The following is a 26,863-nucleotide window of genomic DNA, read 5'->3' as shown; positions in this document are numbered from 1 at the left end:
GCAGTTTACAAGCGGCCTGTAAACTGGGTTTAACTGTGTTTACAGGCCGCTTATCTGTGGCAGCGCACAAAATAATCAAGACGGTAGTGTGTTTGGTGTGGTTAAGTCTGGAAGCGGGCATTATAATCTCTCCTTTTATTCAGGAATGCCCAACGTGTTGCAACAACATGCCGACAAGCTCAAGCAATTAATCGCGCCCCATTATCAAGGTGAAGTGGAACAATTTGCATCTCCAAGCGATGCCTATCGCATGCGTGCTGAGTTTCGGGTCTGGCATCAAGAGGGCAAACCTTATTATGCGGTTTACACCACCGACAATCCTGAAGGCAAACGCCAAGTTCAAATCATAGACAGTTGGCCGATTGTGCACGAGTCCATCGCCGCCATCATGCCGAAATTATTGGCGGCAGTAGCGGGCAATACCGTGTTGACGCACAAATGGTTTCAAGTGGAATTCTTGGCCACTTTAAGCGGCGACATGTTGATTACCTTGGTTTACCACCGCGCTTTGGATGCTGAGTGGGAAGCCGCTGCGCGTGCATTAGCAGCCGAATTGGGCGTGTACATCATCGGTCGCAGCCGCAAACAAAAAATCGTGTTAAGCCAAGATTATGTAACCGAAGCATTGAATGTGGCAGGCCGCACCTATCGCTATCGCCAAATCGAAGGCGGCTTTACCCAACCGAATGCGTGGGTATGCGAAAAAATGCTGGCGTGGGCGGTAGATGCGGCCGGTGACAACGACCGCGATTTATTGGAATTGTATTGTGGCAATGGCAATTTCACCTTGCCCTTGTCGCGTTGTTTCCGCCAAGTCTTGGCCACAGAAATCTCCAAAACTTCGGTACAGGCCGCTGAATGGAGCATTGCCGAAAACAGCTGTGACAATATCAAAATCGCGCGCTTGTCGGCGGAAGAATTGACCGAAGCCATGAATGGTGTGCGCGAATTTCGCCGTTTGCAAGAAGCTGGCATTAATGTGGCCGAATACGATATTTCGACCGTGTTTGTCGATCCTCCACGCGCCGGCATAGACGACGACACCTTGAAAATGTTGCAAGGCTTTGAGCGCATCATCTACATCTCGTGCAATCCTTTGACGCTGGCCGACAATTTAAACACCTTAGCGCAAACCCACCGCATCACCAAAGCGGCGGTGTTTGATCAATTTCCACACACCCACCATGTTGAGGCGGGTGTTTTGCTTGAGCGCGTGTAAGCGCCCGGAAAGAAGACGATGCTGACATCCCAACAATACCAAGATTTGGTCGCCCAAGGTTATAACCGCATTCCGTTGGTACAAGAATTACTCGCCGATTTGGACACGCCGCTGTCTTTGTACATGAAATTGGCCAACAAGCCGTTCAGTTATTTGCTCGAATCGGTTGAAGGCGGCGAGCGTTTTGGTCGCTATTCTTTCATCGGTTTGCCTTGTCACACCTATTTAAAGGTGCGGGCTTACCATACCGAAGTGTATGTGCAACACCAATTGACCGAAAGCCATGACGGCAATCCGCTCGATTTTGTACAAAGCTATATGGATCGGTTTAACACGCCTGAAATCCCGAATTTGCCGCGTTTTACTGGCGGTTTGGCCGGTTATTTTGGTTATGAAATCAACCGCTATGTCGAAAGCCGCTTGGGCAAATACGCCGAAGCCGATCCTGTGGGCGTGCCCGACATCATGTTGATGCTGTCGCAAGAATTGGCCGTTATCGACAATTTAACCGGCAAAATCCATTTAATCGTCTACGCGAATCCTGAAGAAGCGAATGCCTACAATAAAGCCCGTGGCCGCTTGGAAGACTTGCGCACGCAATTGCGCCAAAGCCCAGCCTTGCCTTTGTCTTTGGGCGGCGCGCGCAGTGAGCCAGTGAGCGAAATCAGCCAAGCTGATTACGAAGTGATGGTGGAAAAAGTGCGCGACTACATTTTGGCTGGCGATTGCATGCAAGTGGTGCCTTCACGCCGCATGGCCATGCCGTTTACCGAGCAACCCATCAATATGTACCGCGCCTTGCGCACCTTGAACCCATCACCGTATTTGTTCTATTACCACATGGACGATTTCTACATTGTCGGCTCGTCGCCTGAGATTTTGGTGCGCCGAGAAGGCGATACCGTGACCGTGCGCCCGATTGCCGGCACACGCAAACGTGGCGCCAATGCGGCCGAGGATGCGGAGTTGGCACTGGACTTGCAACAAGATGCCAAAGAAGTGGCAGAACACGTGATGTTAATCGATTTGGGCCGCAACGATGTCGGTCGCATCAGCCAAACCGGCACGGTGCGCGTCAGCGACAAAATGATCATCGAAAAATACTCACACGTGATGCACATGGTATCGAATGTAGAAGGTTTGTTAAAACCCAATACCAGCAATATGGACGTCATCAAAGCCACTTTCCCAGCCGGCACCTTATCCGGCGCCCCGAAAATCCGTGCGATGGAAATCATCGAAGAATTGGAACCTTCCAAACGCGGCGTTTACGGTGGTGCAGCAGGGTATTTGAGTTTCAGTGGGGACATGGACTTGGCCATCGCCATACGCACCGCCGTCATCCGCAATGAAACCTTGTACATCCAAGCGGGTGGTGGTGTGGTGGCTGATTCGGTTCCAGAAATGGAGTGGTTGGAAACCTGCAATAAATCCATGGCGGTGGTGAAAGCCGCGCACATGGTGCAAGACGGATTGGACAAATAAGCAATGAAGTGGCAAGACTTAAACCAACAGTTTCTGGTGGCAACGGAAACCATACAACACATACAGCCTGACAATTGCGCTTACCCGCTGGAATTGTTGCGCCATGTGTCTGTGCACGACAACGACAGTACGCCGGTGTTGTTTTTACACGGTATTTTTGTTGGTGCGTGGTGTTGGCAACATTTCTTGCCCGACTTTGCCCACCACGGTTGGGACGCATGGGCCTTGAGTTTCCGTGGCCATGGCAACAGCCAAGCCAATGGTTGGTTTGGTTTGAACGATTTTGTCAGCGATGCCGAAATCGCCGTCGATTACATCTACCGCCAAACCGGCAAAATGCCCATCGTCATCGGCCATTCCATGGGTGGCATGGTGTTGCAACGGCTGATGGTGTCGCGCCAATTACAGGCCGCTTTATTATTGTGTTCCATCCCGCCGCAAGGCTTAACGCCATTGGCGTGGAGCAATTGGTTTTTGCGCCCTATGGACATGATGCACATGGCCGAACTCATTCAACAAGGCAACCGCGTCAGCGCCGAACAATTGCGCGAAGGCTTGTTTGAACAACCGATTAATCCGGTTTTATTGGCGCAATACGCCGCCCAAGCTGTGCCCGAATCACCGATTTTGTGGACAGAGTTGGCACAAGGTTCGATTCTGACGCCGTGGTGGCGCAAATGCCCAGTGGCGGTGATGGGAACCAAACAAGACCGCCTCGTGCCGCCAAACATCACCGAATTAACCGCCATGAGTTACCAAGTGCCAGTACACTGGATAGACGCCATGGGCCACGGTGTGATGTTGGAGCAAGACTGGCAACAAGCCGCACTGCACATCCGCGAAGTGATGCAACAATTGACAGCAGTACGCGCTTAATCTTCGTTATTGAATGCATAAGCGGCCTGTAAACCTGAGATGGGGTTTACAGGCCGCTTTTATGGTTATAACAACTTACAAATGCTCAATGTCCGGCGTCGATACCTTGACGTCAGCGTTTTGGGCGCGGTGGCGCAAGGCGTGGTCGATTAAGACCAAGGCCAGCATCGCTTCAGCGATGGGGGCGGCGCGCAGGCCCACGCAAGGGTCGTGGCGGCCGTGGGTGGCGAGCGTCATCGTTTCGCCGTGGATGTTAATCGATTCGCGTTCGGTGGCGATTGAGCTGGTTGGTTTGATGGCGATGTTAACGCTGATGTCTTGGCCGGTAGAGATGCCGCCCAAGATGCCGCCAGCGTGGTTGGTTTTAAAGCCGGTCGGCGTGAGTTCGTCGCCGTGGTAGCTGCCGCGTTGTGCCACCACATCGAAGCCGTCGCCGATTTCCACGCCTTTGACGGCGTTAATGCCCATCATTGCATGGGCGATGTCGGCGTCCAAGCGGTCGAACACCGGCTCGCCCAAGCCGACAGGAATGTTGCGGGCGACGATGGTGAGCTTGGCGCCGACCGAGTCCAAAGACTTGCGGATGCTGTCCATATACGCTTCCAAGTCGCCGATTTGGCTTTGATTGGCGGCGAAGAATGGGTTTTCAGCTATGTATTGTTCGCCTTCAAACGCAATGTGTTTTTCACCGACTTGGGTGACATAGCCGACGATTTCGGTGCCAAATTGTGCACGCAACCATTTTTTGGCAATCGCACCAGCGGCCACACGTGCGGCAGTTTCACGCGCTGAGCTGCGACCACCACCACGGTAATCGCGGATGCCATATTTGTGCCAATAGGTGTAATCGGCGTGGCCTGGGCGGAAGGATTCAGCAATATTGCCATAGTCTTTGCTGCGTTGGTCAGTATTGCGGATGACCAAGGCAATCGGCGTGCCTGTGGTTTTGCCTTCAAACACGCCCGATAAAATTTCCACTTCATCGGCTTCGCGGCGTTGGGTGACGTGGCGACTGGTGCCGGGCTTGCGTCGGTCCAAATCGGGTTGGATGTCGGCTTCTGACAATGCAATGTTAGGTGGGCAACCATCGACGATGCAGCCTATGGCTTTGCCGTGGCTTTCGCCAAAAGTGGTAACGGTGAAGATTTGACCAAAAGTATTGCCGGGCATGATGCGGGTTCTTTTCTGATAGAGGGTGTTGAAAAAGCGGCCTGTAAGGCGTTATGCGGACAGATGCGGCTTATAAGGCACGGCCGCTATTGTCCCAACGCTCGCTGTGCAGCAAGCGCGCGTTTTCATAAGTGCGTTTGCTGGCGATTTGGCCATTTTCATGGTAGGTGTAAAACGTGCCGCTCGCAGGCAGTGCGTCAAAGCGGTAAGCCTCGTCGACGCTGAGCAACATCGGTTCATTGTATTTGCGATCGGAGTCGTTGTAAAAGTCTTGTACCAACCACAGCTTGCCTTGTTTGCTCAATAAGCGGCGGTAAAAACCGCCGTCTATCGGATTGTCGCTGGCTTTAAAGCCTTGCGCGGCGCTGCCAAAATAGCTGACCACTTGCACATCAATCAGATTGATGCCACTTTTGGCGGGGTCGTTGCGCGTGTTCCAGCCGCCCAAAGGAAAGCTGATGCCGGTGCCAAAATTGACGCCGCCGCCGGCATTGCCCAAGCCAAAACCAATGCCCACGCCTGAATTACAAGCGCTTAAGGCCAAACAGGCGGCGAGGGCGAGGGGATAAGTGTGTGTGATTTTCATATTGTGCTTTCAGGCCGCTTAACCAAATGTATTGCATTGTTCAGGATCGCCAGATTGGAAGCCGCGATTGAACCACTGCATGCGTTGTTGGGAAGAGCCGTGGGTGAAACTGTCGGGCACGATGCGGCCGGTCGCTTGCTGTTGCAAGCGGTCGTCGCCGACAGCAGCCGCGGCATTCATCGCTTTCTCGACGTCGCCCATTTCCAACAAGCCTTGTTTTTGTACGTATTGACCCCACACGCCAGCGAAACAATCGGCCTGTAATTCCAAGGCCACCGACAATTGATTCGCTTGTTTTTTGCTGCTGCTGCGCTGTGCTTGGGTGACTTTTTGATTGATGCCAAGCAGGTTTTGTACGTGGTGACCAACTTCGTGGGCGATGACATAGGCAAAGGCAAAATCGCCTTCGGCGCCCAATTGGTTTTTCATGTCGTCATAAAAAGACAAGTCCAAATACACTTTTTCGTCGGCAGGGCAGTAAAACGGTCCCATTGCCGATTGGCCAGTGCCACATGCAGTCGAAGTCGCGCCGCGGTACAACACCATTTTCGGCTCGCGGTAAGTCGCGCCGTGTTTTTGGAAATAGGAAGCCCAAGATTCTTCGGTAGAGGCCAAGACCACGCCGCTGAGTTCGCGCAATTGCGCCTCTTCACCCGTTTGTTTGACTTGGCCAGACGATTGCGTGGCCATTTGTTCCGCCGGAGCGCTATTGCCGCCGACCGAGCCAGACAAGTCCACACCAAAGACAAAATAGCCGATGAGGACGATGATTAAACCACCCAAGCCCATGCCACCACGGCCGCCGGGGAATCCACCGCCGCCACTGCCTGAGCCACGTCGGTCTTCGATATTGTCGCTTTGCTTACGTCCTTGCCAACGCATGATGGTGTCCTTCTTTGATGTGTGGGCGAAATTGTACCTAAGTCGCCGTTATTGTGCATCCGCCTTGTTTTAAGTCTTGCTTTGAGCGGGTTTGAGGGTAATGCGTGTGCCTGCCAACACATCATACAAGAATTGCTTGGATGGATGAAAGCATGCAAAGCCCCAAGGAAGCAACCACCATACCAAACTGAGGTAAAAACGCGGTTTGGGCGGCAATGGCGACACATGGCTTAAGACCAAATACGACAGCGCTGGCACCAATACCAAAAACAACACCGCCCACAGAAAACGCATGCGCAATTGTGGCAACGGCGGTGTGTGGCCGTGCTCGTTCGCCAATTGCATGTGCCACACCTTCATCGCCAGCGTTTGGCCTTTTTTCCAATTGAGCTTGGCATACAGCCACCATGCCGCCACAAACCACAGGCTCAGGCACAGTTGTTGCAGCGCTGGCATGGATTTTAAGGCATAAGAAAGTGGCAGGGCGACAATGATGGCGACGATGGTGACGGCCAAGAAAATCAGCCCTTCGTACACCAAGGCACAAAAACGTTTTAACAAGGCAGGCTCGGTGGCGGTACTCATCAGCAAGACTCAAAATGTTGGTGGATTAAAGGCAGCACTTGCGGCAATAAATCGGCGCTGGCATAAGGGTCAAACGTGTGTGCGGCGGCGATTTTGCGCAGCCAAGTCAATTGGCGCTTGGCCAATTGGCGCGTGGCGATGATGCCCAATTCGCGCATTTCATCGGCATCGGTCAAGCCAGCCAAATAGTCCCACACTTGGCGGTAACCGACGCAGCGCATGGACGGCAAATCGGCGTGTAAATCGGGATAGGTTTGCTGCAAGTGTTCGACCTCAGCGACAAAACCGGCCTGTAACATCTGGTCGTAGCGCTCGGCGATGGTGTGGTGCAATTGTGCGCGCTGTTGCGGGATGAGGGTCACGGTTTCCAAGGCGATGGGGTTGGCTTGGTTTTGCTGTTGCAATAAGGTGCTCATCGCCTGACCGGTTAAGGCATGGATTTCCAAGGCGCGTTCGATGCGTTGGCTGTCGTTGGCGCTGAGGCGGGCGGCGGTAATGGGGTCTATCTCTTGCAAGCGTTGGTACAGGCCGCTTAAACCGATGCTGGCTTTGTCAGCGGCCAATTGTGCACGCACGCTGGCATCGGCGCTGGGCAAGGCGTTCAAGCCTTGGTTTAAGGCTTGGTAATACATCATGGTGCCACCCACAATGATGGGCAAACGCCCGCGCGCATGGATGTCGTTCACCAAACGCAGCGTGTCGCTGACAAAATCGGCGGCAGAATACGCGTCCATCGGGCTGATGATGTCGATCAAATGGTGGGGCACGCTGGCGAGCTCGGCCACCGTGGGTTTGGCCGTGCCGATGTCCATGTCGCGGTAGACCAAGGCCGAATCCAAAGAGATGATTTCGATTGGCAAGACCGTGGCCAAATTCAAAGCCAAACGGGTTTTACCCGAGGCTGTAGGGCCTAATAAAGCGAAGGCGCGAGGATGGGACATGCGTAAGGCCACACTGGGAAATAAAGCCAGCATTATAGCGGCTTGCGGCCAGAAACCCAACGCAGATGCTTGCTTGCCATCAACAAGATGCAAAAAAGCGGCCTGTAAGCCGCTTTTCGATGTTTACAGGCCGCTTACTTCATGTGTTGGCCGCCATTGATGGCAATGTTAGAACCGGTGATGAAACCCGCGCCATCGCTGGCCAAATACGTGACCAAACCGCCGATTTCTTCCGGTTTGCCCAAGCGATTGACCGGAATTTGCGCAATGATTTGGTTGCGGATGTCTTCAGGCACGGCCATCACCATTTCGGTGGCGATGTAACCTGGAGAAATGGTGTTCACCGTCACGCCTTTTTTGGCCACTTCTTGTGCCAACGCCATGGTGAAACCGTGCATACCGGCTTTGGCAGCCGAGTAATTGGTTTGACCGAATTGGCCTTTTTGACCGTTAATCGACGAGATGTTGATGACGCGACCGTGTCCCGCCGCCACCATATCGTCTACCACTGCTTTGGACATGTTGAACACCGAATTCAAATTGGTGTTGATCACGTCTTGCCATTGTTCAACCGTCATTTTTTTCAAAGTGCCGTCTTTGGTGATGCCGGCATTGTTCACCAACACGCTGACATGGGTGCCGAAATCTTTTTTGATGTTGGCCACCAAGGCTTGTGCATCTTCAAAATTCGAGACATCACACTGATAGGCTTTGGCTTCTATGCCCAAATCTTTCATGTGCTTGGTCCAAGCTTCATCGCGACCAGCACGCATAAACGTACTCACCACCACATAGCCTGCTTTCCCCAATTGGGCACAAATTTCCTGCCCGATACCACCCAAACCACCGGTTACCAATGCGATTTTTTTTGACATAATCCGCTCTCCTCAATATTTGGCTTGTTGTAATTACTGCTTGGAAGGGTTATTACTGTTGGACAACGAGGTTTGACGCAATTGGTATAACCGTTTGCAAGCATGAACCGTGGCAGCACCACCGCCCACAACCAACAAAAACAGCACCGGCCACAGCAACAATTGCGGCAAAAAATACAGCAGCACAGCAAACACCAACAAAGCCAAGCCTATGCTTAAATAAGCCCAAGCTTCATTGGTATCAATCACACGCGAACCATGTAACATCGAGTCCAAAGCACCACTGATTTGCGCCATTTTTTGCAGCGCTTTTTGGCGTTGGGTGCGGTTTAAGCCCGATTTCAAGGTTTGTTTATAATGGTTGCGCTCACGTTCGGCCACCAAGCGCGCTTGGGATTTTTCATCCAACACCACTTCGGTGCTGTTGGCCAAATCGTGTAAATAGCATTGTTCTAAGTAAGCGACAGTAGGGCCATCTTCTATGGCCACGTCCAATTCGCGGTTGGCGAACCAGCTGGAGAAATTCAAATTGGTAGAGCCGACGCGTGCCCACACGCCGTCTACCACCGACATCTTGGCGTGTATCATCGAGCCATTCCATTCAAACACGCGCACACCGGCTTCAAGCAAGGTGCGGTATTGGGTGCGCGATACCGCGCCTATCCAGCGTATGTCTGAGGTACTGGGCACCAAAATGCGCACGTCCACGCCGTCTTTGGCGGCATTGATCAAGCCTTGCACATACATGCGTGTGGGCATGAAATAGGCATCGGTAATCCACAGCGTTTTGCGCGCCATGCTCACAGCCAGCAAATCCAAGCGCATCATATTGGCATTGGACGCGGTGGTGGCGACCAAGCGGGCATTGGCGAAGCTTTTCGGTTTGCCCATTTCGGCATCGTTGTGCGCAGCGATGTCTGCGGCATAGTCATCGACTTGGGTTTGGTCGTCAGTAGGGGCGGCCTGTAACAAGATGTCTGGCTGGGTCAAACCCATGGAAACCCATGTGTCTAAGAATGCGTTTAACACGTCTTGGACGATGGGGCCTTGCAACATCAAGCCGGTATCGCGCCACGGCGAAATGCCTTGTTTGGCATTGCCATCCCATTGCGAGGAGATGCACAAGCCGCTGACAAACGCCACTTTCTGGTCTATGGTGAACGACTTGCGGTGGTTGCGCCCCAACAGCGACAAGCCTGTGGTCAGTCCCAATTTATTGTAAGCGTGAACCTTGGCGCCTGCTTTGATTAAAGGCTGGAAAAAGCGTTTGCAGTGTGCGCCTATGCTGCCCACCCAATCGTAAATCACAAATACCTGTACACCGTGTGCCAAACGCTCAAGCAATACCTCGCGCACTTGCTGGCCAAAGGCGTCGGTGGCGAAGATGTACATTTCGATGCAGATGGAGTGTTCGGCGTGTTGTAAGGCGGTGAGCCAAGCGGGAAAATTTTCGCGGCTGTCGAGCAAGCAAGTGATGTGGTTGTCGGTGGTGAGTTGGGCGCTGGATGAGCGTGCAAACACATGCTCGGCTTTGTCGCTGATGCGTTCAGACAGAAAGCCGTCGGGGCGGCAAGAATCTGTTGCTGGCTTGGGGTTGTCTGACTGCGGCAAAGTCATGCTCAAAACATCCTGACAATTGATTGGGCTGACTTCATCATACATGCCAGACCCCAAATGTCATAGCATTATGCTAAGCATTTGCGTAAATTAATTGGCGGATTAACAAGCGATTAGGGTGCAAACAGTGCTGAAGTGTTTGAGGCAAAACGGATTTTTGCTCTAGGATTTGTTTCGCCAGATGGTACGCAGAAAGTGGTGCGGTTAGCATACCGCGGGTGCCATGCGCACAGTTTAGCCACAAACCTTCCCAATACGGACAAGCGGCCTGTAAGCGGTAATTCTTATCCAAAGCCAGTTTGGCATACAACTGGCGCATCGCCTCGGCTTGGCCCACCGGCCCGACCACGGGCAAATGGTCTATGCTGTCGGCGCGCACAGACGCGCGCCCTTGCGGCGCTTGTGTGGCAAAACCTGCGGCAATGTCGGGCAAAATCTCGGCCAAACCGTGCAGATTGTGTTGGTGTTCAGATATGCGAAACGCGGTGTTATCGTCACCGAACACAAAACTGGCACCAAACGTGTGTTTGCCAGCAAAGGCAGGGGTGAGGTAATGGGCGGCGCTGATGGCGGCGCTTAATGCTGAGCTGCACGCATCGCTGGCGGCATACGCGACTTGGCCACGGATGCGGCGCAATTGCAGGTGTTGGGTTTGGGCAAAGGTGTCGGCCGCAGCGCCATTGCAAACAATGACATGTGAGGCCGAGTGCACTTCGCCATGAGCAGTGTGTACATGCCAAATGTCTGCTTGAGCGGCCTGTAAAGCAGTAACAGGGCTGTGTTCATGCACATGAATGAGCGGATGTTGCAGCAGCGCTTGTATCCACAGCGGTGGGCTCACCCACGCGCCTTGTGGCCACCACACACCAGTGGCATCAGGCAATAAGCGCTGTAAATCGGGATTCTGGCCTTGCCATGCGTCAAAATCGGCGCTGGCTCGCTGCAATAGTTTGTGTTGGCGCTGCGCTTCTTGTGGGCTAAACGCTTGCTGTAGCAAACCGCAACTGTGCCAAAACTCGGCCTTGGCAAACTCGGCCTGTAAGTGTTGCAACACAAACGGATAAGCCAGTTGCAGCAATTGGTTTTGTGGGGTGTCGGCGGCGGAGATTTTGGCGTAGAGCAAGCCTTGGTGGTTGCCCGAAGCGCCGCTGGCGATGGTGTCTTGTTCTAGCAGTGTGACGGCAATGCCATGTTGGGCAAACACATGGGCGGTAAACGCGCCGGCAATGCCGCCACCTATCACGATGACATGGTTTACAGGCCGCTTATTAGGCATGGCCAACCACGGTTTGGACGCGGCCGCACTCATGGTTTGCCAGTAGGCAATTCCGGCATTTGCCACAGCTGCCATTGGCGTTTCAAGGCTTCGCGCACGGCATTGGATTTGTCGGTAGAATTGGTCAAGCCCTTGGTCAGGGTTTGGTAATCCAGCGCAAACATCGGTTGTTGTAACGGGCCAGAGATGCGCAGCGGCAAGGCCGCTTTTTCAATCAGGCTTTGGCCAAACTTCAAATGGTAATCCATTTTGTTATTGGGCAAGTGGTAGCGGCCTTCGCCACTCAATTGCAAACCCATGGGCATGCTCAAATCGACGATGTCGGTTTGGAACACGCCGTTTTTGATGCTGCTGTGGCTTTTGAACACATCGAAATCGGTTTCGGCACCGTCTTCGAGTTTCAATTGCATGTTGTTATTGCCGGTTTTTTCGAGCAGGCTTTCCAGTGCAATGCCTTGGAAATGGCCGTCTTTGAGCTCAAAACTGAAGTCACCATTGAGGCTGTCTTGCACGTCTTCCCAGCGATTGCCGATGGCAGTGGCTTTCAACACCAAACTGCCGGTGCCACTTAAACGGTTGTATTCTTGCCAGTGTTGCAGCCACGGCTGCACTTGCATGTTTTGCAATTGCAATTGCATGGTGTTGGCGGCTTCGGCGGCGCGTGGGATTTCTACAGCGGCCTGTAACTGCCCACCATAGGCTTCGGCGGTGATGTTAAACGCTTTGAAGCTGTCGCGGCTCAAGTCTATGTCGGTGTGCACTTGCGCCAATTGCATTTGCTTGGTAATCAAACTCGCCACATCGATGGAACCGTTCAAATGCCAATCGCTCGGCAGCTTGCTCCACCACACCCACCATTCGGCCTGTGGTGCGTTGTTGCGGTCGGCATTGCTGTCACTGGCATCCACTGGTGCGGAATCAGGACGGGCCGAAATCGCCGTTTCGCTGGCAGTGCTATTGTTGGCAAGTGGCGGGTTTAACCAGTTTTGGTAGCGCTCCAAATCCAAATGTTGCGCCACCACATCCATGTCCAATTGCTTGTTGTCGTTGGCATTGAGCTCGATTTTGAGCATGTCGTCGTCAAACTTGCCATCCCAAGTGGCGTGCCATTGCTTGTGGATGTTGCCAAACGCATTGATCACACCTTCGCTGCGGAATAAGGCATCGGTTTGCAGATTCATGTCGGTTTGGCGGCTGCTGATTTGCCAATTGTTGAACATGAATTGGCCGCTGCTTTGCACTTCAAACCGGCCATTGGCCTTGACCGACAGCGTTTCTTTCGCCGATTTGGACAGAAAATCAATGCTGCTGTCTTCGCTCTTGAAGTGTTGGCTGCTGATTTCGGTCGGGCTGAGTTTGAGGGTGGCGGTATTGGTGCGCTGGTTGCTGTCTGTCCACTGCGCCACGCCACTGGCTTGGCTCAGTTTCCAAATTTTTTGCCAACTGGCTTTGGGAATGCTGAAATTGGCTTTAAAACCGTTGGCCTCGTCGCTGCCATTGATGTTGATGTTGCTGAAATCGCTGCGGTGTGGCAACCATTGGTGCGCCATTTGCGCGTTGGCATACCAGGTTACTGCGCCGACTTCGGGCAAGACATTGTCGATTTGGATGCGCACGTCTTTGCTGCTAAAGCCTAGCGCGGTCTTTTGCAACGGTGCTTCTAAATTGACTTGTTGTTTGCCAAGTAAGGCTGAATTCCAGTCAAACGCCAGATGCAGCGTGCTTTTGGCACTTTGCCAATTCTCAATAGAAGCGTTGACGCTGTTCAATTCGTAGCTGTGATGGGTTTCTTGCACTTGCAAGACCCCGTCGATGATTTCCAAATCGTCTATGCCAGCGGTGGCACGCGGGTTTTGGTAAAAATCGTCCATATTCCAAGTGTTGTCATGCAAACGGGCGATGTTGAATTCGGGTTGCACCAAACGCAGTTTTTTGACTTTGGCATGGCCAAACAAGCTGTTCCAGCTTAAGCCAATTTGCAATTCTTTCAGTTTGAATTGCGGCGTGGTGCGATTGGGGTAAGAGATATTGACATTGTGTAAAGTCACGCTCGGGTAAGGCAGCCAACCGCGGTTGGAAATTTCACCGATGTGGATGTTGCGGCCTGTAGGCATGGCTTGCTGTAAGGCGGATTGGATGCGTGCATCGCTCAATCCCCATACCGAAATGGCGTAGCCGGCCGACATCAACAATAACCATGTCACAAAACCGCCAAACACCAGTTTGAGCCAAAACTTCCCCGAACGTAACTTCTTGATCATTGCAACATTACTTGGTGAGCAAGTGCAAAGCTTCTTCGTATTTGGCCACGGTTTTGGCAATCACGTCTGCAGGGACTTTCGGTGCAGGTGCTTGCTTGTTCCAGCCAGAAGCTTCTAACCAGTCGCGCACAAATTGTTTGTCGAATGAAGGTGGGTTGGTGCCCACTTCGTATTGGTCTGCAGGCCAGAAGCGGCTTGAGTCAGGGGTCAATACTTCATCCATCAAAATCAAAGTACCGTTTTCATCGGTACCAAATTCAAATTTGGTGTCGCAAATGATGATGCCACGGCTTTCGGCGTAGGCAGCGGCTTTTTTGTACAATTCTATCGCTTTGGTTTGCACTTGGCGCGCCAAGTCTTCGCCGATGATTGCAGCAGCCTCAGCAAACGAAATGTTTTCGTCGTGTTCGCCCACAGCGGCTTTGGTAGAAGGGGTAAATACCACTTCAGGCAATTGCTGTGCTTGTTGCAAACCCTCTGGCAAGTCTATGCCACACAATTTGCCGGTGTTTTGGTAGTCTTTCCAACCGCTGCCAGCCAAATAACCGCGCACAATGGCTTCGATTTTGATCGGGGTCAGTTTTTTCACCACCACGGCGCGTTTTTCATACTCGCGCGCTTGGGCTTCGGGCAAAACATCGTATACGGTTTGGCCGATGAAATGGTTGGGCATCACGTCTTTTAAGTAGTCGAACCAAAAATTGGAAATTTGCGTCAAAATTTCGCCTTTGGTTGGAATCGGCTCATCCAAAATCACATCAAATGCAGATAAACGGTCGGTGGCAACCATTAACATGCGTTTGTCGTCTATGGCGTACAAATCGCGAACTTTACCTGAATAAATTTTTTGTAAATCTATGTCGCTCATGGTGGTGGTCTCTTTACCAAGCTGGGTGTGGAACAAAAGAAAGCGCGATTATAGCGCTTTTTGCAGTGTTTACGTTGCAATGCAGTACAATGTTTACTTAAGCTCACATTAAAAACGCGCCTGTTTGCGCGAACGCAAGCGGCCTGTAACGATGGCAGAGCCCCCATTAAGCAACACAGTTTGGATCATGCATGAAAGAATTTGATTTTATAAAACAATACCTAGTCGCCAGACAAGACAAGGATGAGCAAGTGGTGTTGGGCATAGGCGATGATGCCGCCATCATCCGCCCGCAAGCGGGTTTGGACATCCACATCAGCAGTGACATGTTATTGGGTGGCCGCCATTTTTTCACCGATGTTAAACCTGCTGACTTGGCGCACAAGGTGTTGGCGGTGAATTTGTCGGACATGGCGGCGATGGGCGCGACCCCGAAATGGGCGACTTTGAGTGTGGCCTTGCCGCAATTGGATGAGGCATGGGTGCGGGCATTTTGCGACAGTTTGTTCGCCTTGGCCGATGCGCATGGTTTGCAATTGGTCGGCGGCGACACCACCCGTGGCGATTGGGCATTCAATGTGACCATCATGGGACAAACGCCGCAAGGCTTGGGTTTGCGCCGCGCGGCTGCAGAAGTGGGCGACGATGTGTGGGTCAGCGGCCGTTTGGGTTTGGCCTGCGCCGCCTTGTATGACCACTGGAATGAAGTGCATTTGGACGACGATGTCTTTACAATGTGTGAAGCCGCGCGTTTGCGCCCGCAAGCGCGGGTGGCTTTGGGACAAGGCTTATTGACTTTGGCACACGCGGCGCAAGACGTGTCCGATGGCTTTGCCCAAGATTTGCAACACATTTTGACGGCATCGCAAGTCGGTGCGGTGGTGAATGTCGATGCCTTACCAACTTTGCCAGAATTGAAACAGTATGAGCAGTGGCAACAGTGGGTGTGCGCCGGCGGTGACGATTACGAATTGGTGTTCACCGCGCCAGCAACCGCGCGCGAGGCCATCATGGCGCTGGCGGCCGATAGCCAAACTGCGGTGACTTTGGTTGGCAAGATAACGGCGGACACCGGCCTGAAACTGATAGATGCCAGCGGCGAAGAAGTGGTGCTCACACACAAAGGATTTGATCATTTTGAATAATACTCACACACGCCCGAGCATGGCTTGGTTGCTGCAACGACCGCTGTGTTTCTTGGGTTTCGGTTTTGGTACGGGTTTGGCGCCGGTCGCTCCCGGTACGTTTGGCACGCTGCCAGCACTGCCGTTGGCGGGCTTGTTGCTGGCCTGCGGCTTTGGCTCTTGGGGCATCACGGTGATTGCCATCTTGTTGTTTGCGTTTGGCGTGTATGTGTGCGATTACACCGAGCAAGCCTTGGGCATACAAGACTACGGTGGCATCGTCTGGGATGAAATCGTCGCGATGTTATTGGTATTGGCGTGGACGCCCGACGGCTTTTGGTGGTGGGTGTTGGCGTTTGTGTTGTTTCGTTTGTTTGATGCGATTAAACCGTGGCCGATACGCTGGTTTGACCAGCGTGTGCACGGCGGTTTTGGCATCATGCTCGACGACATTATCGCAGCGCTGTTTGTGTTATTGGTGATGGGCGTGGTTTGGATGGTGGTGGCGTAAATGGTCAGAGCAATAGTGGTGGCGGTAGAGCCGCGTTTTTTACCCGAATACAGCGACATGTTGCGCGATGAGTATGTGTTTGCCTATCACATCACCATCGAAAACCGCGGCGACCAAACCGTGACCTTGAAAAAACGCTATTGGCGCATCACCGATGCCTTGGGTCGCGTTGAAGAGGTCAAAGGCGAGGGCGTGGTCGGTGAAACGCCGACGCTGGCACCCAACGATGAATTTGATTACACCAGCAGTGCGCGTTTGCACACGCCTTGGGGCGAGATGGTTGGGCATTATGAATTTGAAACGATTACAGGTGAACGATTTACTGTTGCCATCCCACAATTCAGTTTAAAAGCCGATGTCACCTTGCAATAAGCGTCTTGTCTGGTCGTATGTTTGATGCGGCCTGTAAATATTTCTTTTAAAACATTAAATTGTAAATAGAGTGCCGCTATGGGATAATATCGGCCTCTTATCAGATATGTTTGTTGGTGTTTTGTGAAGAAGTCTTGGCTCAGCTTGGACATGGTGGCCTTATTTGCCAGCGTGTCCATCGTAGGTTTGAGTACCGGTTTAACCATCCCCTTAGTCAGTTTGTTATTGAGTCAGCGCGGTGTCGCCAGCGATTGGTTGGGCATCGCCGCCGCCATGCCGGCCATAGGCATGTTGCTGGCGTCTGTGTGCGCTCACCGTTTGTCCAAACGCATCGCCAACAAATGGCTGTTGTTGTTTGCTTCGGGTCTGAGTGCACTCAGCATTTTGGCGATTGCGTTCACCGATGATTTGCTGTGGCTGATGGCATGGCGTTTCATGATGGGCGTGGGCTGTGGTTTGTTGGTGGTGTTGGGTGAGACATGGGTGAATGTGATTTCAGCGCCGAGGTGGCGCGGCCGCTGCGTCGCTGCGTATGCCACCATGTACACCATCTGCCAAGTGGCCGGCCCCAGCATCTTGGCGTGGTTCGGTTCCAATGCGGTGTGGCCGTTGTGGATTGCCTTTGCCTGCAACGTGCTCGGTTTTGCCTTGTTGCTGCCAAGCAAGTGTGAAATGGCTTTGGGAGAAGACAATACCCAACACAGCATGACACCATTGGCCGTCATCCGGTTTGCGCCAGCAGTGATACTGGCAATCTTCACCTTCGCATTTTTCGACACCGCCATGTTGGCCTTATTGCCTTTGTATGGCTTGCAATACGGTTTGAGCGAACAGGCGGCAGTATTGGCGGTGAGCGTGTTGTTCATCGGTGATGCACTGTTTCAAATGCCGTTGGGCTGGTTGGCCGACCGCTTCGGCGCCAAACGTGTGCACAGCTATTGCGCCCGTTTTTTCATCGTGTTTTTGCTGTTATTGCCGTGGGTGATGGGCGGGATGCTGTTGTGGCCGTTGTTGCTGTTATTGGGCGCCAGCGCCGGCGGTCTGTACACACTGGGTTTAATCCGCGTCGGCGGCCATTTTGAAGGCCAAGACTTGGTCGCGGCCAATGCCGCCATCGGCATCGTCTGGGGCGTGGGCAGTTTGACCGGCCCCCTCATCAGCAATGGCTTGATGCATGCCTTGGGCAGCAATGGTTTGCTGTACGGCTTGGTCGGCTTGAGCGTGGCGTTTTTACTGTGCACGCGCTGGCAACAAGCGCATCAAGTGGTGCCGACTGGGCGTTTGGGTTAAAGCCAACGCACATCATGCATCGTTGTACATAAGAAGCGGCCTGTAAACCCATTTTGGAGTTTACAGGCCGCTTGTTATGTTTGCGTGTGGGGTCTAACTGAAATAGCCATGCCACACATCATCTTGCTGCGCTTGCAGCCATGCACACAGTCTGGCGTCTTGGCGCGGCAGTACGCCCACATAAACCGAGGCATTGCGTATCAGCGTCGCCAGCGCTTCTTGTATATCGTTATCTTGCTCTGTCACAAAACAGCTGATGGCCGCATCGAGCAAGGCATGTAAAACGGCTTGCGAACATGGCGGTTGCTGTGGCGACGACAGTGGCAAAAAGTCGGCTAAGACTTGCAATGCAATGGTTTTTTGCTGACTGCTTGCTTGGGCAAAGTCTTGCAGCAACAGTGTCAATGCGGCCTCAAAATCCACGCGCTTCCCTCCATAGGCATTTAAATGACTAGACAGGTTCATAAGCAATAGGTGTAGGGCATGAGGTTCATGCTTCACACAGTCCACAATTCATCGACTGTGCGGCCTGTAAATTCTAGCCAGATGTTTACAGGCCGCTTTAAGTGATGCGTGCGCCAGCTTCCACTTGCGCATACACATATTGTTCGGCATTTTTGTACATCAACTCATTGAATAACTGCGCTTGGCTGGCATCGGCCGCGAACACGTGCAGGCTTTGCTCGCCCACCGCAGGCGCGGGCTCACACAAACACTGCGCCAAGTTTTGCCAATGCGCCTCAGGGATGTGGCATATTAACCAATGGTGGCTGTCTGTGCCAAAACCGATGCTCAGACCTGTAGCAGCGGCCTGTAAGGCAAAACCGGTATCGGCAAACACGGTGTGGTAAGCGTGCTCACGGTCTTGGAACAATTCGATGCGCACAGCAGGGTGGCGGATGAGCAAATCGGTGAGGCGCTCCAGCCATGACGGCTGGGCAACGGCATCGCTGAGCAAGGCATACAAAAAGCTTAACCACGATACATAGGCGCTATCGGTAAAGCCGAATTGCTTGGCCAAGCGAAAGCGCGCTCGGTCATCGCGCTCGTGCAGGTGCGGTTGCAATTCTTGCGCAAACTGCGCCAAGCCGTGCTGCCATGCCGCACTCAAATGGCGCAGCATAAAGTGTTGCGCATTGTAAGGATTGCGCAGCAGGCTCAGCCATTTCAGTTTCAACACCCGCACCACCGTCTCAGGCAACACTTGCGTGCCCACAGACAAGCTGCGCAAGGCCTCGGCATCGACTTCATAGCGGCCTTCATAGCGCACACACCACGGCTCCAGATTGTATTGCTGCCCATCTCTGAGTTCGGCCAAGGTATACAAGTCTTGCGCCGACAAATTGTGGTCGATGTTGACGCTTTGACCGCGGCTGCCGTGCACCCATTGCGCCGCCTTGGCGTGGCGGTAGACGTTTTGATTGTTGGCGTTGACCTCAGGATTGAACGCGTACAAACGCTGCTCGGTTTGGGCAATATAATGGTGGTTGCGCGCTGTATTCGGATGCAAGACCGCGCGGGTGGGGATTTGCGGTGGCAATTCACACAGATGAACAGTGCCCATGGCTGGTCTCGGTAAACAATGACAACACAGTGTAGCCCAGCATGGGGATTGTTGCCATGGTGTTGATGGCGAAAGCAGACACTGAACACTGATTGATCAGGCTTACAGGCCGCTATGAGTGATAAAAACCCGCGCAGAAGTTTGAAGATAGGTAAACAAATTTGACTTATAATTTAGATATATCTAATATACAAACATCTAAATTAAATAACACCATCTCCACTATCTTTCTTTGGGTGGCGATGACAGAAAGGACTCCCCATGAGCGCACCCCGCATGCTCAGCGCCACCGAAGTGAAACAGATGTTGGCGCAAGGCTATCGCATCATCGACATCCGTTCCGCCGACGAATACCGTCGTGAACACATTACCGGTTCGGAAAACATCAGCGTGGCTGAATTGGCGCAACACGATTTGCGCAATCAGCAAGTGATATTCACCTGCTTGTCAGGCATGCGCACCCAAAGCAGCGCCGAGCAATTGGCAGCCAGCACCGGTGCAGAACAAGCCTTATTGCTGACAGGCGGCCTCAATGCTTGGAAAAAAAGCGGTGGTGCGGTAGTAAAAGACACGTCTGAACCCTTGCCATTGATGCGCCAAGTGCAAATCGTTGCCGGCGCCTTAATTGTGCTGGGCGTGGTGTTGGGCTATTTCGTCCACAGTGGCTTTTTCTTATTGGCAGGTTTTGTCGGCGCCGGCTTGATGTTTGCCGGCATCACCGGTTTTTGTGGCATGGCGGTGTTGTTGATGAAGATGCCGTGGAACAAAAACAGCGGCCACAGTGGCACTTCTTGTAGTTTGTAAATGGTAAATAAACAAGTAAAAGGACTGAACATGAGTTACATCGAGTTAACACAAAACATTTCCAAAAACCTGATGGACTTGCGTGCGGGTGAGCCTGAAGTGATGAAAGGCTTTGGCCAGTTGTCTTCCAGCGCCATGAAGGGCGGCGCCATTGATGAAAAAACCAAAGAGTTGATTGCCTTGGCCATTGGTGTGGCCAACCGCTGTGACGGTTGCATCGGCTTTCACGTCAAAGCCTTGGTAAAAATGGGCATGACGGCAGAAGAATTGCACGAATTGATGTCGGTAGCGGTGTACATGGGTGGTGGTCCATCTCTGATGTACGCGGCCAACGCCATCGCAGCTTACAAAGAATTTACTGCAGCCTAGTTGATTTGTCGGTATTAAAAGCGGCCTGTAAACTCAAATCTTGAGGTTTACAGGCCGCTTTTGCGTGTTTGCAAAACATATGAACTTATTAAAATCACTGCTTGTTCTTATTAAGAGCTTGAGTTTAGCGGTAGAGAACACAGCCTTGAGTGCAATGCGGACAGTGTTGTCATTGCTATGGCAGGGCAGCTATCTGTGTGACTTCGTCTTTCTCACTGTTTACGTTGAATTGGCACTGGCATTCGCTTTGGTAATCAACACATCTCAGGGCTGAAACAGCCCACATTCTTGATACTCATATCGCGGCATTTCTGTTGCGTCTAAATAATACTTCATGATTTCAATGGTTTGCTCGGAATTCATCACTGCACAGAGAAAAAATAATATACATATAATGTAATATGATTTATAAATTACACATTCTTACATTCAGATAAGAAATAACGATGACTACTAAGGAGAAAACATGATTTTTGACCCACGCGGCGCTTGTGCCTACCGGCGCGTCGCCTAAATGGCCCGCTTCATCTCTCTATCACACACAAAAAGCAGCAGGAGTTGATTATGAAGGAACATTCTGTCAAAGAAGAGTTGCACCACGCAGCAGAGGAGGCCAAGCATTTGGCGCACGTGGTCGATGGCAAGGCGACGCAATTTGAGCGCTCCATCGGTTTGATTTCCAATTTTTCATTGGGCTTTACCTATTTGTCACCGTTAACCGCGGTGTATTCCTTGTTTGCCTTGGCCATTACCTTGGCCGGCCCACCAGCATTTTGGTGGATTGTCATTGCCGCTTGTGGCCAATTGTTGGTGGCGGTGGTGTTTGGTGAAACCGCATCGCAATACCCGATTACCGGCGGCCTGTATCCGTGGGCACGTCGTTTGTGGGGACGCAAATACGCATGGATGGCGGCGTGGGTGTATTTGTGGGCACTGGTGGTGACCGTGACTTCGGTGGCGGAGTATTCGGCCACGTTTGTGGCGTCTTTATTGGGCTATGAGGCCAATGCCATCAATGGTTTGATTACCTCGGTCATCTTGTTAATCCTGTGTTTGGTGGTGAACATGTCGGGCACCAAAAACTTGGCACGCGTGGCGCGTGTTGGCTTTTGGTGTGAAATCGTCAGCGTCATCGCCTTGGGCATTTACCTGTTGATTTTCCACCGTGCCCAGCCTTTTTCGGTGATTTTTGACAGCATGGGCGTGGTCGCCAGCAATGGTTCTTACATCACCGCTTTCATAACTGCCTCTTTAATCGGTCTGTTTATGTTTTTCGGCTTTGAAGCCTGCGGTAATGTGGCCGAAGAGGTGAAAAACCCAAGCCGACAAATTCCGGTGGCAATGATTTTGAGCATTGTGTTTGGCGCGGTATCGGCCTTGGTGTCGATATTGGGCTATTTATTGGCTTCGCCGAATTTGGCGGCGATCGTGTCAGGCGAAGTGGCCGACCCGATTCCGGCGATTTTGAACGATGCCTTGGGACCTATGGGCGGTAAAATCTTTGTGCTCATCGCCATCATTGCCATGGTGACGTGCATCTTGTCGTTACAGGCCGCATTGAGCCGCTTGATATTCTCGTTTGCCCGCGATGAAATGCTGCCACAAAGCACGTGGATGTCTAAATTATCGAAAAACGGTGTGCCCGATCACGCGATGGTGGTGAGCTGCTTATTGCCTTTGCTCATCTGCGTGTGGGTGTATTTCCAGCCTGACAATTTGGCGCGCATCACCGCGTTTGCCGTCATCGGCATCTATATTTCCTTCCAAATGGTGGTGTTTGCCGCCTTGCGTCAACGCTTAAAAGGTTGGAAACCAGCAGGCGAATGGACGGTGGGCAAATGGGGTTTGCTCATCAATGCCTTGGCTTTGGCGTATGGCATTACCGCCATCTACTTGTTGGCGCAGCCAGCGGACAGCGAGTCTTTCTTTGACCAATGGATAGTGTTAATTGGTTTGGCCGTGGTGATCGGCAGTGGTTTGTTGTACATGTTATTGGCCAAGCCTTATGGCAAATCCAATGCGCCAGAAAATGATGCCATCGCCCATGCTGCTGCAATGCGGGCGCAGCGCAATAGCCAGTAAATCGTCGCTGGATATTGAAACTGGTATTGTATTAAAAGGCTTAATCGTGAGATTAAGCCTTTTTTAATCAATTAACGACAAGCACCACTGGCACAGACAGAAGCGGCCTGTAAAACGTTTACAGGCCGCTTAAATAAGTCTTAGTCATGTCAGATGTGGTCATAATCAGGCTGTTATGTAAGGCTTCACATCTCATTCTATACCGCCCATACCGCCATCACTTCGCGCCTTATCTTGCTGATACTAAGCCCTAACAGCATTGCGTGCCGCTTGTCAGGCTTTACAGTTCGTAGAGCTTGAAATGCTCGGCGATGGTGGCCACGGCGCTGCGTTGCTGGCCATCATGGTAAATCGAGCCAATGCGAATTTGCGGCACGTTGGAGATGATGACGCGGTTTTCTTGGTTGGTGAGCAAGACTTTGGGCGCATCTGCGCCCAAATACGGCGCAATGAATTGCTCCAGTTTGGCCACCAAAATGTCAATGACGGCCACACCGACGAATTGGCCGTTGACGCTGACCGCATGCGCCGAGGTAATGGTGTAATCGGTATTGCAAATATAGTCGACATACGGGCCGTGGATGTAGGTAGCGTCGTGTTGGTGGGTCTTGTGAAACCATTCAAACGTGCGAAAATCCAGCCGCTGTTGCGTGCCTTGGTCGAGCTCAAACAGGGCTTGTTTGATGTCATTATTGTCTTTGAGCCACCATTCCAGCATCCAATAATCGTGGTCTTTGCTTTTCATGTGGATGTGGCTGGCAAAACCGGCGCCGGTGCAATACGGGTTTTGCTTCAAGATGGTTTGAATGTGGCTTTGAAACACGCTGCGAATTTGCGGCGTCAACAGCAAGCTGTCTTCGCTGTCTGTGTGCAGATGGTCGCTGCACACTTGTGACAACTCCGCCGCCAATTGGCGCGTGGCCGCAGCGATGGAATCCATGATGTCATGCATTTGCTGCAGCAGTTTCTCGGTTTTCTCGTTCGTTTGCATACAAATCATTACCTAATTGGAGGGCAAGGTTGGTTGCGGTGACCCGTGTGGCGGGTCTTATTGATTTTGGTCGTAGGAAAATTTAGAGGCAATCAGCGCATCGGTCAAGGTTTGCAACATGCGATTGGCAATGTCGGCGGCCAAAACGCTGTCGTGAGCGTTAAAAGCGGCCTGTAAATCGCGGTAGTGTTGCAAGACTTGAGCATGCAAAGCGTGGGTGTAGATCATCGCCACCAACGATGCCCATTCGGCTTGGATGGCCAATTCCATATTGGCCAAACGCGCCGATTGCGCATTGGCGGCGATGGTGAGCAAGCAGCGCATGTCGGCTTGCGCGCGCGTTTCTGGCGTTTGCGCCTGGGCAAACACCTCGATGAATTCGGCCAGCTTGTCCAAATCGCTGCGGGTAGAGCGCTCGCTGGCGAGCTTGGTGCTGTGGCTGAGGATGGCGGCGTGCATTTCGCCCAAGTCGGCCAAAAACGCACTGCTGATGTCGCGCAGCGGGTGCTCGGCGCGCAATTTGTCTTTGGGCACTTCACACACAAAACTGCCGCCATTGCGACCGCGCACGGTGTGAATGAGGTTTTTGTTTCTGAGGGTGTTTAAGGCTTCGCGTATGGTGATGTGCGACACGCCCATCAATTTGGCCAACTCCGCTTCATTCGGCAATTGTTCATTCGCTTCCAATAAACCCGTCACAATGGCATTGCTAAGCCTGTCCACCACTTGTTCAGAGCGGGTCGCTTGACCCAAAGGGGCGAAAATAACGGAGTGGGTGATCATGGAGTCGGTGGCCTTCAACAATGCTTAATGTGGAAATGATGGGGCCCAATACCGCGCAGCAACAGGCTGACAGGCGTTTGGGTGTGAATGATTATAAAGCAATTAACCCCGCCTTCCCAATTCGATTTGGATTGAACAATATTCGTTGTGACTGAGCGCCAGCATGTTTTGATTGAGGGCATGTTTACAGGCCGCTTGCGGCGGTGGAGTCGCTTGCGAACACCCACACCGCAATACCGCCTTACCAACCCAATTGCTTGTTGAAATTCAAGGCATCGTAATAATCGCCTTGGTAGACGATTTTGTCGCCGTGCATGCGGATAAAGCTCACGCCTTCAAAGCTCAAGCTCTTGCCAGTGGCCGGCGTGTCTGCGCCCCAAGCGCCAGTATTGCGACCAGTAAATTTCCATTGAAACGCAATATTGCCGTCTTTGCCAATAATGGGCTTGCTGGTCATTTCCCATTTCAAATCTGGCACCGCGCCGATGAACACCCGCATCACATTGTCGCGCGCGGCGATTTTGCCTTGCTGTGGCGTGCCAACGGTGACGTCGTAAAACACCGCATCATCGGCCAAATACGTGGCCGCTTTGTCGGGATTGTGTTCATTCCACGCCGCCATATAGTCTTGTATCACTTGCTGCGGCGTGTCTTTGGCAAACACCATGCTGCTGCTGCTGGCCAAGGCCAAAGCCAGAAAACCGCTTTGGGTCAGTTTCAATGCATTCATGTTTCATCCTTACCTAAAGTGAGTGTGTTGGAGGGCTCAAAGCGGCCTGTAAATCCTGTTACGGTGTTGACAGGCCGCATATCCATATCTATGAGAGTGGCAACTTAATCGTCGTGCGCATTCATCACATGTTTGATGCGCGTGTATTCTTCCAAGCCATACATGGACAAGTCTTTGCCATAGCCCGACATTTTAAAGCCGCCATGTGGCATTTCAGCCGTTAACGGAATGTGGGTATTGATCCACACGCAACCGTAATCCATGTCTTTGCTAAAGCGTTGCACACGGCTGTTGCTGCGCGTCCACACGCTGGACGCCAAGCCATAATCGACACCATTGGCTTTGGCCAAGGCTTCGTCGTCGCTAGCAAATTTTTGCACGGTGATGACAGGGCCAAAGATTTCGGTTTGGATGGCTTCGTCGTCTTGTTGCAAACCCGTAATCACGGTGGGTTCAAAGTAAAAACCCGCCCGTTCGCCGGCTTTGCCGCCGGTTTCTATCTTGGCATGCGCTGGCAAACGGCTGATAAAGCCCGACACATGCGCCATTTGGCGCTCATTGTTCAATGGGCCATACAAAGCGTCTGCATCGGTGGGTTCACCAAAACGCAGCGCTTGCGCTTGTGCCACCAAACGTTTGACAAATTCATCGTGCACACTGGCTTCGACCAACACACGTGACGCGGCAGTACAGTCTTGGCCGGCATTGAAAAAACCACCAATGGCGATGGTTTCGGCGGCTTTGTCCAAATTGGCATCGGCGAACACAATCACCGGCGATTTGCCGCCCAATTCCAAATGCGCTTTGGCCAAATGGGTGGCGGCGGCAGCGGCCACTTGCAAACCGGCGCGCACCGAGCCGGTAATCGATACCAAGGCGGCAGTAGGGTGGGACACGACTTTAGAACCGGCATCGGCCTTGCCCAAAACCACATTAATCGCGCCTTTAGGGAAGAAAGGCGCGGCCAATTCGGCCAAGACCAAGGTGCTGTGCGGAGTGGTGTCGCTCGGTTTTAACCCCACGGTATTGCCAGCGGCCAAGGCTGGGGCGATTTTCCACACCGCCATGAGTAATGGGTAATTCCACGGCGCCACTTGGCCGACCACGCCTATCGGTTCGCGGCGGATGCTGGAGGTCAAACCGGTTAAATATTCGCCGGTGGATTTGCCTTCCAAGCAACGCGCTGCGCCAGCTAGGAAGCGGATTTGGTCGGCAGCGGCGGTGATTTCCTCGCTGGCAATAAAGTGTTTTAACTGGCCAGTTTCTTGACTTTGCGCGTCGATTAAACGCTGTGCATGGGTTTCTACCGCATCGGCCAAGCCCAATAAGGCTTTTTGGCGCATGGACGGGGTTGAGTTTTTCCATTCTGCAAACGCGGCCTTGGCGGCAGCATAAGCAGCATTGACATCGGCCTCATTGGCATTGGGCGAGCGCGCATACACCATACCGGTGACTGGGCTGATTAAGTCGAAAAACTCAGTGCTGCTGCCTGCGGTGTGTTCACCATTGATAAAATGTTGGTAAATTGTGGTCATGGTTTCTCCTTTGTTGTTGGTATTAAACATATAACATAAATAATATTATGTTTTATTTTATTATCAA

Annotated in this window: 26 protein-coding genes; 10 read left to right on the top strand and 16 right to left on the bottom strand. The window is 52.3% G+C overall.

Annotated elements, in window-relative coordinates; all coding sequences use genetic code 11:
- The first annotated feature begins 145 nt into the window (after nucleotides 1-145).
- The 3 genes from trmA to BN3003_RS15345 are packed head-to-tail and all read left to right on the top strand — an operon-like array spanning nucleotide 146 to nucleotide 3,580.
- Entirely contained in the window at nucleotides 146-1,219 is a 1,074-nt protein-coding gene (gene trmA, locus BN3003_RS15355; RefSeq protein ID WP_058357502.1) for a tRNA (uridine(54)-C5)-methyltransferase TrmA, read from the top strand.
- An 18-nt stretch (nucleotides 1,220-1,237) separates the two neighbouring features.
- Nucleotides 1,238-2,704 carry an anthranilate synthase component I gene (gene trpE / locus BN3003_RS15350; protein ID WP_058357501.1) on the top strand — a complete coding sequence of 489 codons (1,467 nt, stop codon included), beginning with the start codon at nucleotides 1,238-1,240 and terminating at the stop codon, nucleotides 2,702-2,704.
- Nucleotides 2,705-2,707: 3 nt separating this feature from the next.
- A complete protein-coding gene (locus tag BN3003_RS15345) occupies nucleotides 2,708-3,580 on the top strand; it encodes an alpha/beta hydrolase (RefSeq protein WP_058357500.1) in 873 nt (290 codons plus the stop codon).
- Nucleotides 3,581-3,655: 75 nt separating this feature from the next.
- Here the strand turns inward: BN3003_RS15345 and aroC are convergent, their stop codons facing one another.
- The 10 genes from aroC to BN3003_RS15295 all read right to left on the bottom strand — a co-directional run bounded on the left by aroC (nucleotide 3,656) and on the right by BN3003_RS15295 (nucleotide 14,641).
- Complete coding sequence (gene aroC / locus BN3003_RS15340; protein ID WP_058357499.1) at nucleotides 3,656-4,750, bottom strand: chorismate synthase; 1,095 nt, start codon at nucleotides 4,748-4,750, stop codon at nucleotides 3,656-3,658.
- Between the two features lie 70 nt (nucleotides 4,751-4,820).
- Nucleotides 4,821-5,336, bottom strand: a complete 516-nt coding sequence (locus BN3003_RS15335) for a toxin-antitoxin system YwqK family antitoxin (RefSeq protein WP_058357498.1) — start codon at nucleotides 5,334-5,336, stop codon at nucleotides 4,821-4,823.
- An 18-nt stretch (nucleotides 5,337-5,354) separates the two neighbouring features.
- Nucleotides 5,355-6,218, bottom strand: coding sequence for a KPN_02809 family neutral zinc metallopeptidase (ypfJ, locus tag BN3003_RS15330; RefSeq protein ID WP_058357497.1), 864 nt, complete (start codon nucleotides 6,216-6,218; stop codon nucleotides 5,355-5,357).
- A gap of 69 nt (nucleotides 6,219-6,287) precedes the next feature.
- Nucleotides 6,288-6,803 carry an RDD family protein gene (locus tag BN3003_RS15325; protein WP_058357496.1) on the bottom strand — a complete coding sequence of 172 codons (516 nt, stop codon included), beginning with the start codon at nucleotides 6,801-6,803 and terminating at the stop codon, nucleotides 6,288-6,290.
- Nucleotides 6,803-7,744 (bottom strand): tRNA (adenosine(37)-N6)-dimethylallyltransferase MiaA, encoded by a 942-nt coding sequence (miaA, locus tag BN3003_RS15320; protein WP_058358082.1) that lies wholly within the window; start codon nucleotides 7,742-7,744, stop codon nucleotides 6,803-6,805. Before miaA ends, BN3003_RS15325 begins: the two co-directional genes overlap by 1 nt.
- Before the next feature lie 134 nt (nucleotides 7,745-7,878).
- Entirely contained in the window at nucleotides 7,879-8,619 is a 741-nt protein-coding gene (phbB, locus tag BN3003_RS15315; protein ID WP_058357495.1) for an acetoacetyl-CoA reductase, read from the bottom strand.
- A gap of 33 nt (nucleotides 8,620-8,652) precedes the next feature.
- Nucleotides 8,653-10,236, bottom strand: a complete 1,584-nt coding sequence (locus BN3003_RS15310; protein WP_082625743.1) for a phospholipase D-like domain-containing protein — start codon at nucleotides 10,234-10,236, stop codon at nucleotides 8,653-8,655.
- 73 nt (nucleotides 10,237-10,309) lie between these two features.
- Nucleotides 10,310-11,587, bottom strand: a complete 1,278-nt coding sequence (mnmC, locus tag BN3003_RS15305; protein WP_058357494.1) for an FAD-dependent 5-carboxymethylaminomethyl-2-thiouridine(34) oxidoreductase MnmC1 — start codon at nucleotides 11,585-11,587, stop codon at nucleotides 10,310-10,312.
- The gene (locus BN3003_RS15300) at nucleotides 11,542-13,773 is read right to left on the bottom strand and encodes an AsmA family protein (RefSeq protein WP_058357493.1); all 2,232 of its coding nucleotides are present in this window, start codon (nucleotides 13,771-13,773) and stop codon (nucleotides 11,542-11,544) included. The genes mnmC and BN3003_RS15300 overlap by 46 nt, the downstream gene beginning before the upstream one ends.
- 7 nt (nucleotides 13,774-13,780) lie before the next feature.
- Nucleotides 13,781-14,641: a phosphoribosylaminoimidazolesuccinocarboxamide synthase gene (locus BN3003_RS15295; protein ID WP_058357492.1), complete on the bottom strand. Its 861-nt coding sequence runs from the start codon at nucleotides 14,639-14,641 to the stop codon at nucleotides 13,781-13,783.
- Between the two features lie 191 nt (nucleotides 14,642-14,832).
- On the opposite strand from BN3003_RS15295, the gene thiL reads away from it, so the two are divergent.
- From thiL to BN3003_RS15275, 4 genes are all read left to right on the top strand, one after another.
- The gene (gene thiL, locus BN3003_RS15290) at nucleotides 14,833-15,786 is read left to right on the top strand and encodes a thiamine-phosphate kinase (RefSeq protein WP_058357491.1); all 954 of its coding nucleotides are present in this window, start codon (nucleotides 14,833-14,835) and stop codon (nucleotides 15,784-15,786) included.
- Nucleotides 15,787-15,805: 19 nt separating this feature from the next.
- On the top strand, nucleotides 15,806-16,276 hold the full coding sequence (locus BN3003_RS15285; protein WP_058358080.1) for a phosphatidylglycerophosphatase A family protein: 471 nt from the start codon (nucleotides 15,806-15,808) through the stop codon (nucleotides 16,274-16,276).
- A complete protein-coding gene (apaG, locus tag BN3003_RS15280; RefSeq protein WP_058357490.1) occupies nucleotides 16,277-16,648 on the top strand; it encodes a Co2+/Mg2+ efflux protein ApaG in 372 nt (123 codons plus the stop codon).
- 123 nt (nucleotides 16,649-16,771) lie between these two features.
- Nucleotides 16,772-17,938: an MFS transporter gene (locus tag BN3003_RS15275; RefSeq protein WP_147645453.1), complete on the top strand. Its 1,167-nt coding sequence runs from the start codon at nucleotides 16,772-16,774 to the stop codon at nucleotides 17,936-17,938.
- 93 nt (nucleotides 17,939-18,031) lie between these two features.
- On the opposite strand, the gene BN3003_RS15270 is transcribed toward BN3003_RS15275, so the two are convergent.
- Complete coding sequence (locus tag BN3003_RS15270; protein ID WP_058357488.1) at nucleotides 18,032-18,361, bottom strand: hypothetical protein; 330 nt, start codon at nucleotides 18,359-18,361, stop codon at nucleotides 18,032-18,034.
- 139 nt (nucleotides 18,362-18,500) lie between these two features.
- The gene (locus BN3003_RS15265) at nucleotides 18,501-19,502 is read right to left on the bottom strand and encodes a hypothetical protein (RefSeq protein WP_058357487.1); all 1,002 of its coding nucleotides are present in this window, start codon (nucleotides 19,500-19,502) and stop codon (nucleotides 18,501-18,503) included.
- A 261-nt stretch (nucleotides 19,503-19,763) separates the two neighbouring features.
- Here BN3003_RS15265 and BN3003_RS15260 point away from each other — a divergent pair, with 261 nt between their 5' ends.
- The 3 genes from BN3003_RS15260 (at nucleotide 19,764) to BN3003_RS15250 (ending at nucleotide 22,757) form a co-directional block, all read left to right on the top strand.
- Nucleotides 19,764-20,306 (top strand): rhodanese family protein, encoded by a 543-nt coding sequence (locus BN3003_RS15260; protein ID WP_058357486.1) that lies wholly within the window; start codon nucleotides 19,764-19,766, stop codon nucleotides 20,304-20,306.
- Between the two features lie 30 nt (nucleotides 20,307-20,336).
- Entirely contained in the window at nucleotides 20,337-20,675 is a 339-nt protein-coding gene (locus BN3003_RS15255) for a carboxymuconolactone decarboxylase family protein (RefSeq protein WP_058357485.1), read from the top strand.
- Between the two features lie 564 nt (nucleotides 20,676-21,239).
- Entirely contained in the window at nucleotides 21,240-22,757 is a 1,518-nt protein-coding gene (locus tag BN3003_RS15250; protein ID WP_082625693.1) for an APC family permease, read from the top strand.
- 280 nt (nucleotides 22,758-23,037) lie between these two features.
- On the opposite strand, the gene BN3003_RS15245 is transcribed toward BN3003_RS15250, so the two are convergent.
- The 4 genes from BN3003_RS15245 to BN3003_RS15230 form a co-directional block, all read right to left on the bottom strand.
- A complete protein-coding gene (locus tag BN3003_RS15245; protein WP_058357484.1) occupies nucleotides 23,038-23,748 on the bottom strand; it encodes a cache domain-containing protein in 711 nt (236 codons plus the stop codon).
- A gap of 57 nt (nucleotides 23,749-23,805) precedes the next feature.
- On the bottom strand, nucleotides 23,806-24,531 hold the full coding sequence (locus BN3003_RS15240; RefSeq protein ID WP_058357483.1) for a FadR/GntR family transcriptional regulator: 726 nt from the start codon (nucleotides 24,529-24,531) through the stop codon (nucleotides 23,806-23,808).
- A 241-nt stretch (nucleotides 24,532-24,772) separates the two neighbouring features.
- Nucleotides 24,773-25,261, bottom strand: a complete 489-nt coding sequence (locus tag BN3003_RS15235) for an ester cyclase (RefSeq protein ID WP_108721545.1) — start codon at nucleotides 25,259-25,261, stop codon at nucleotides 24,773-24,775.
- A 104-nt stretch (nucleotides 25,262-25,365) separates the two neighbouring features.
- A complete protein-coding gene (locus BN3003_RS15230) occupies nucleotides 25,366-26,796 on the bottom strand; it encodes a gamma-aminobutyraldehyde dehydrogenase (RefSeq protein WP_058357482.1) in 1,431 nt (476 codons plus the stop codon).
- Between the last annotated feature and the right edge of the window lie 67 nt (nucleotides 26,797-26,863).

The sequence above is a fragment of the Vitreoscilla massiliensis genome, assembly GCF_001457815.1.
GTDB classification, from domain to species: Bacteria; Pseudomonadota; Gammaproteobacteria; order Burkholderiales; family Neisseriaceae; genus Vitreoscilla; species Vitreoscilla massiliensis.
The sequence above is the reverse complement of the archived record's forward strand: the minus strand, read 5'-3'. Positions and strand labels throughout refer to the sequence as shown.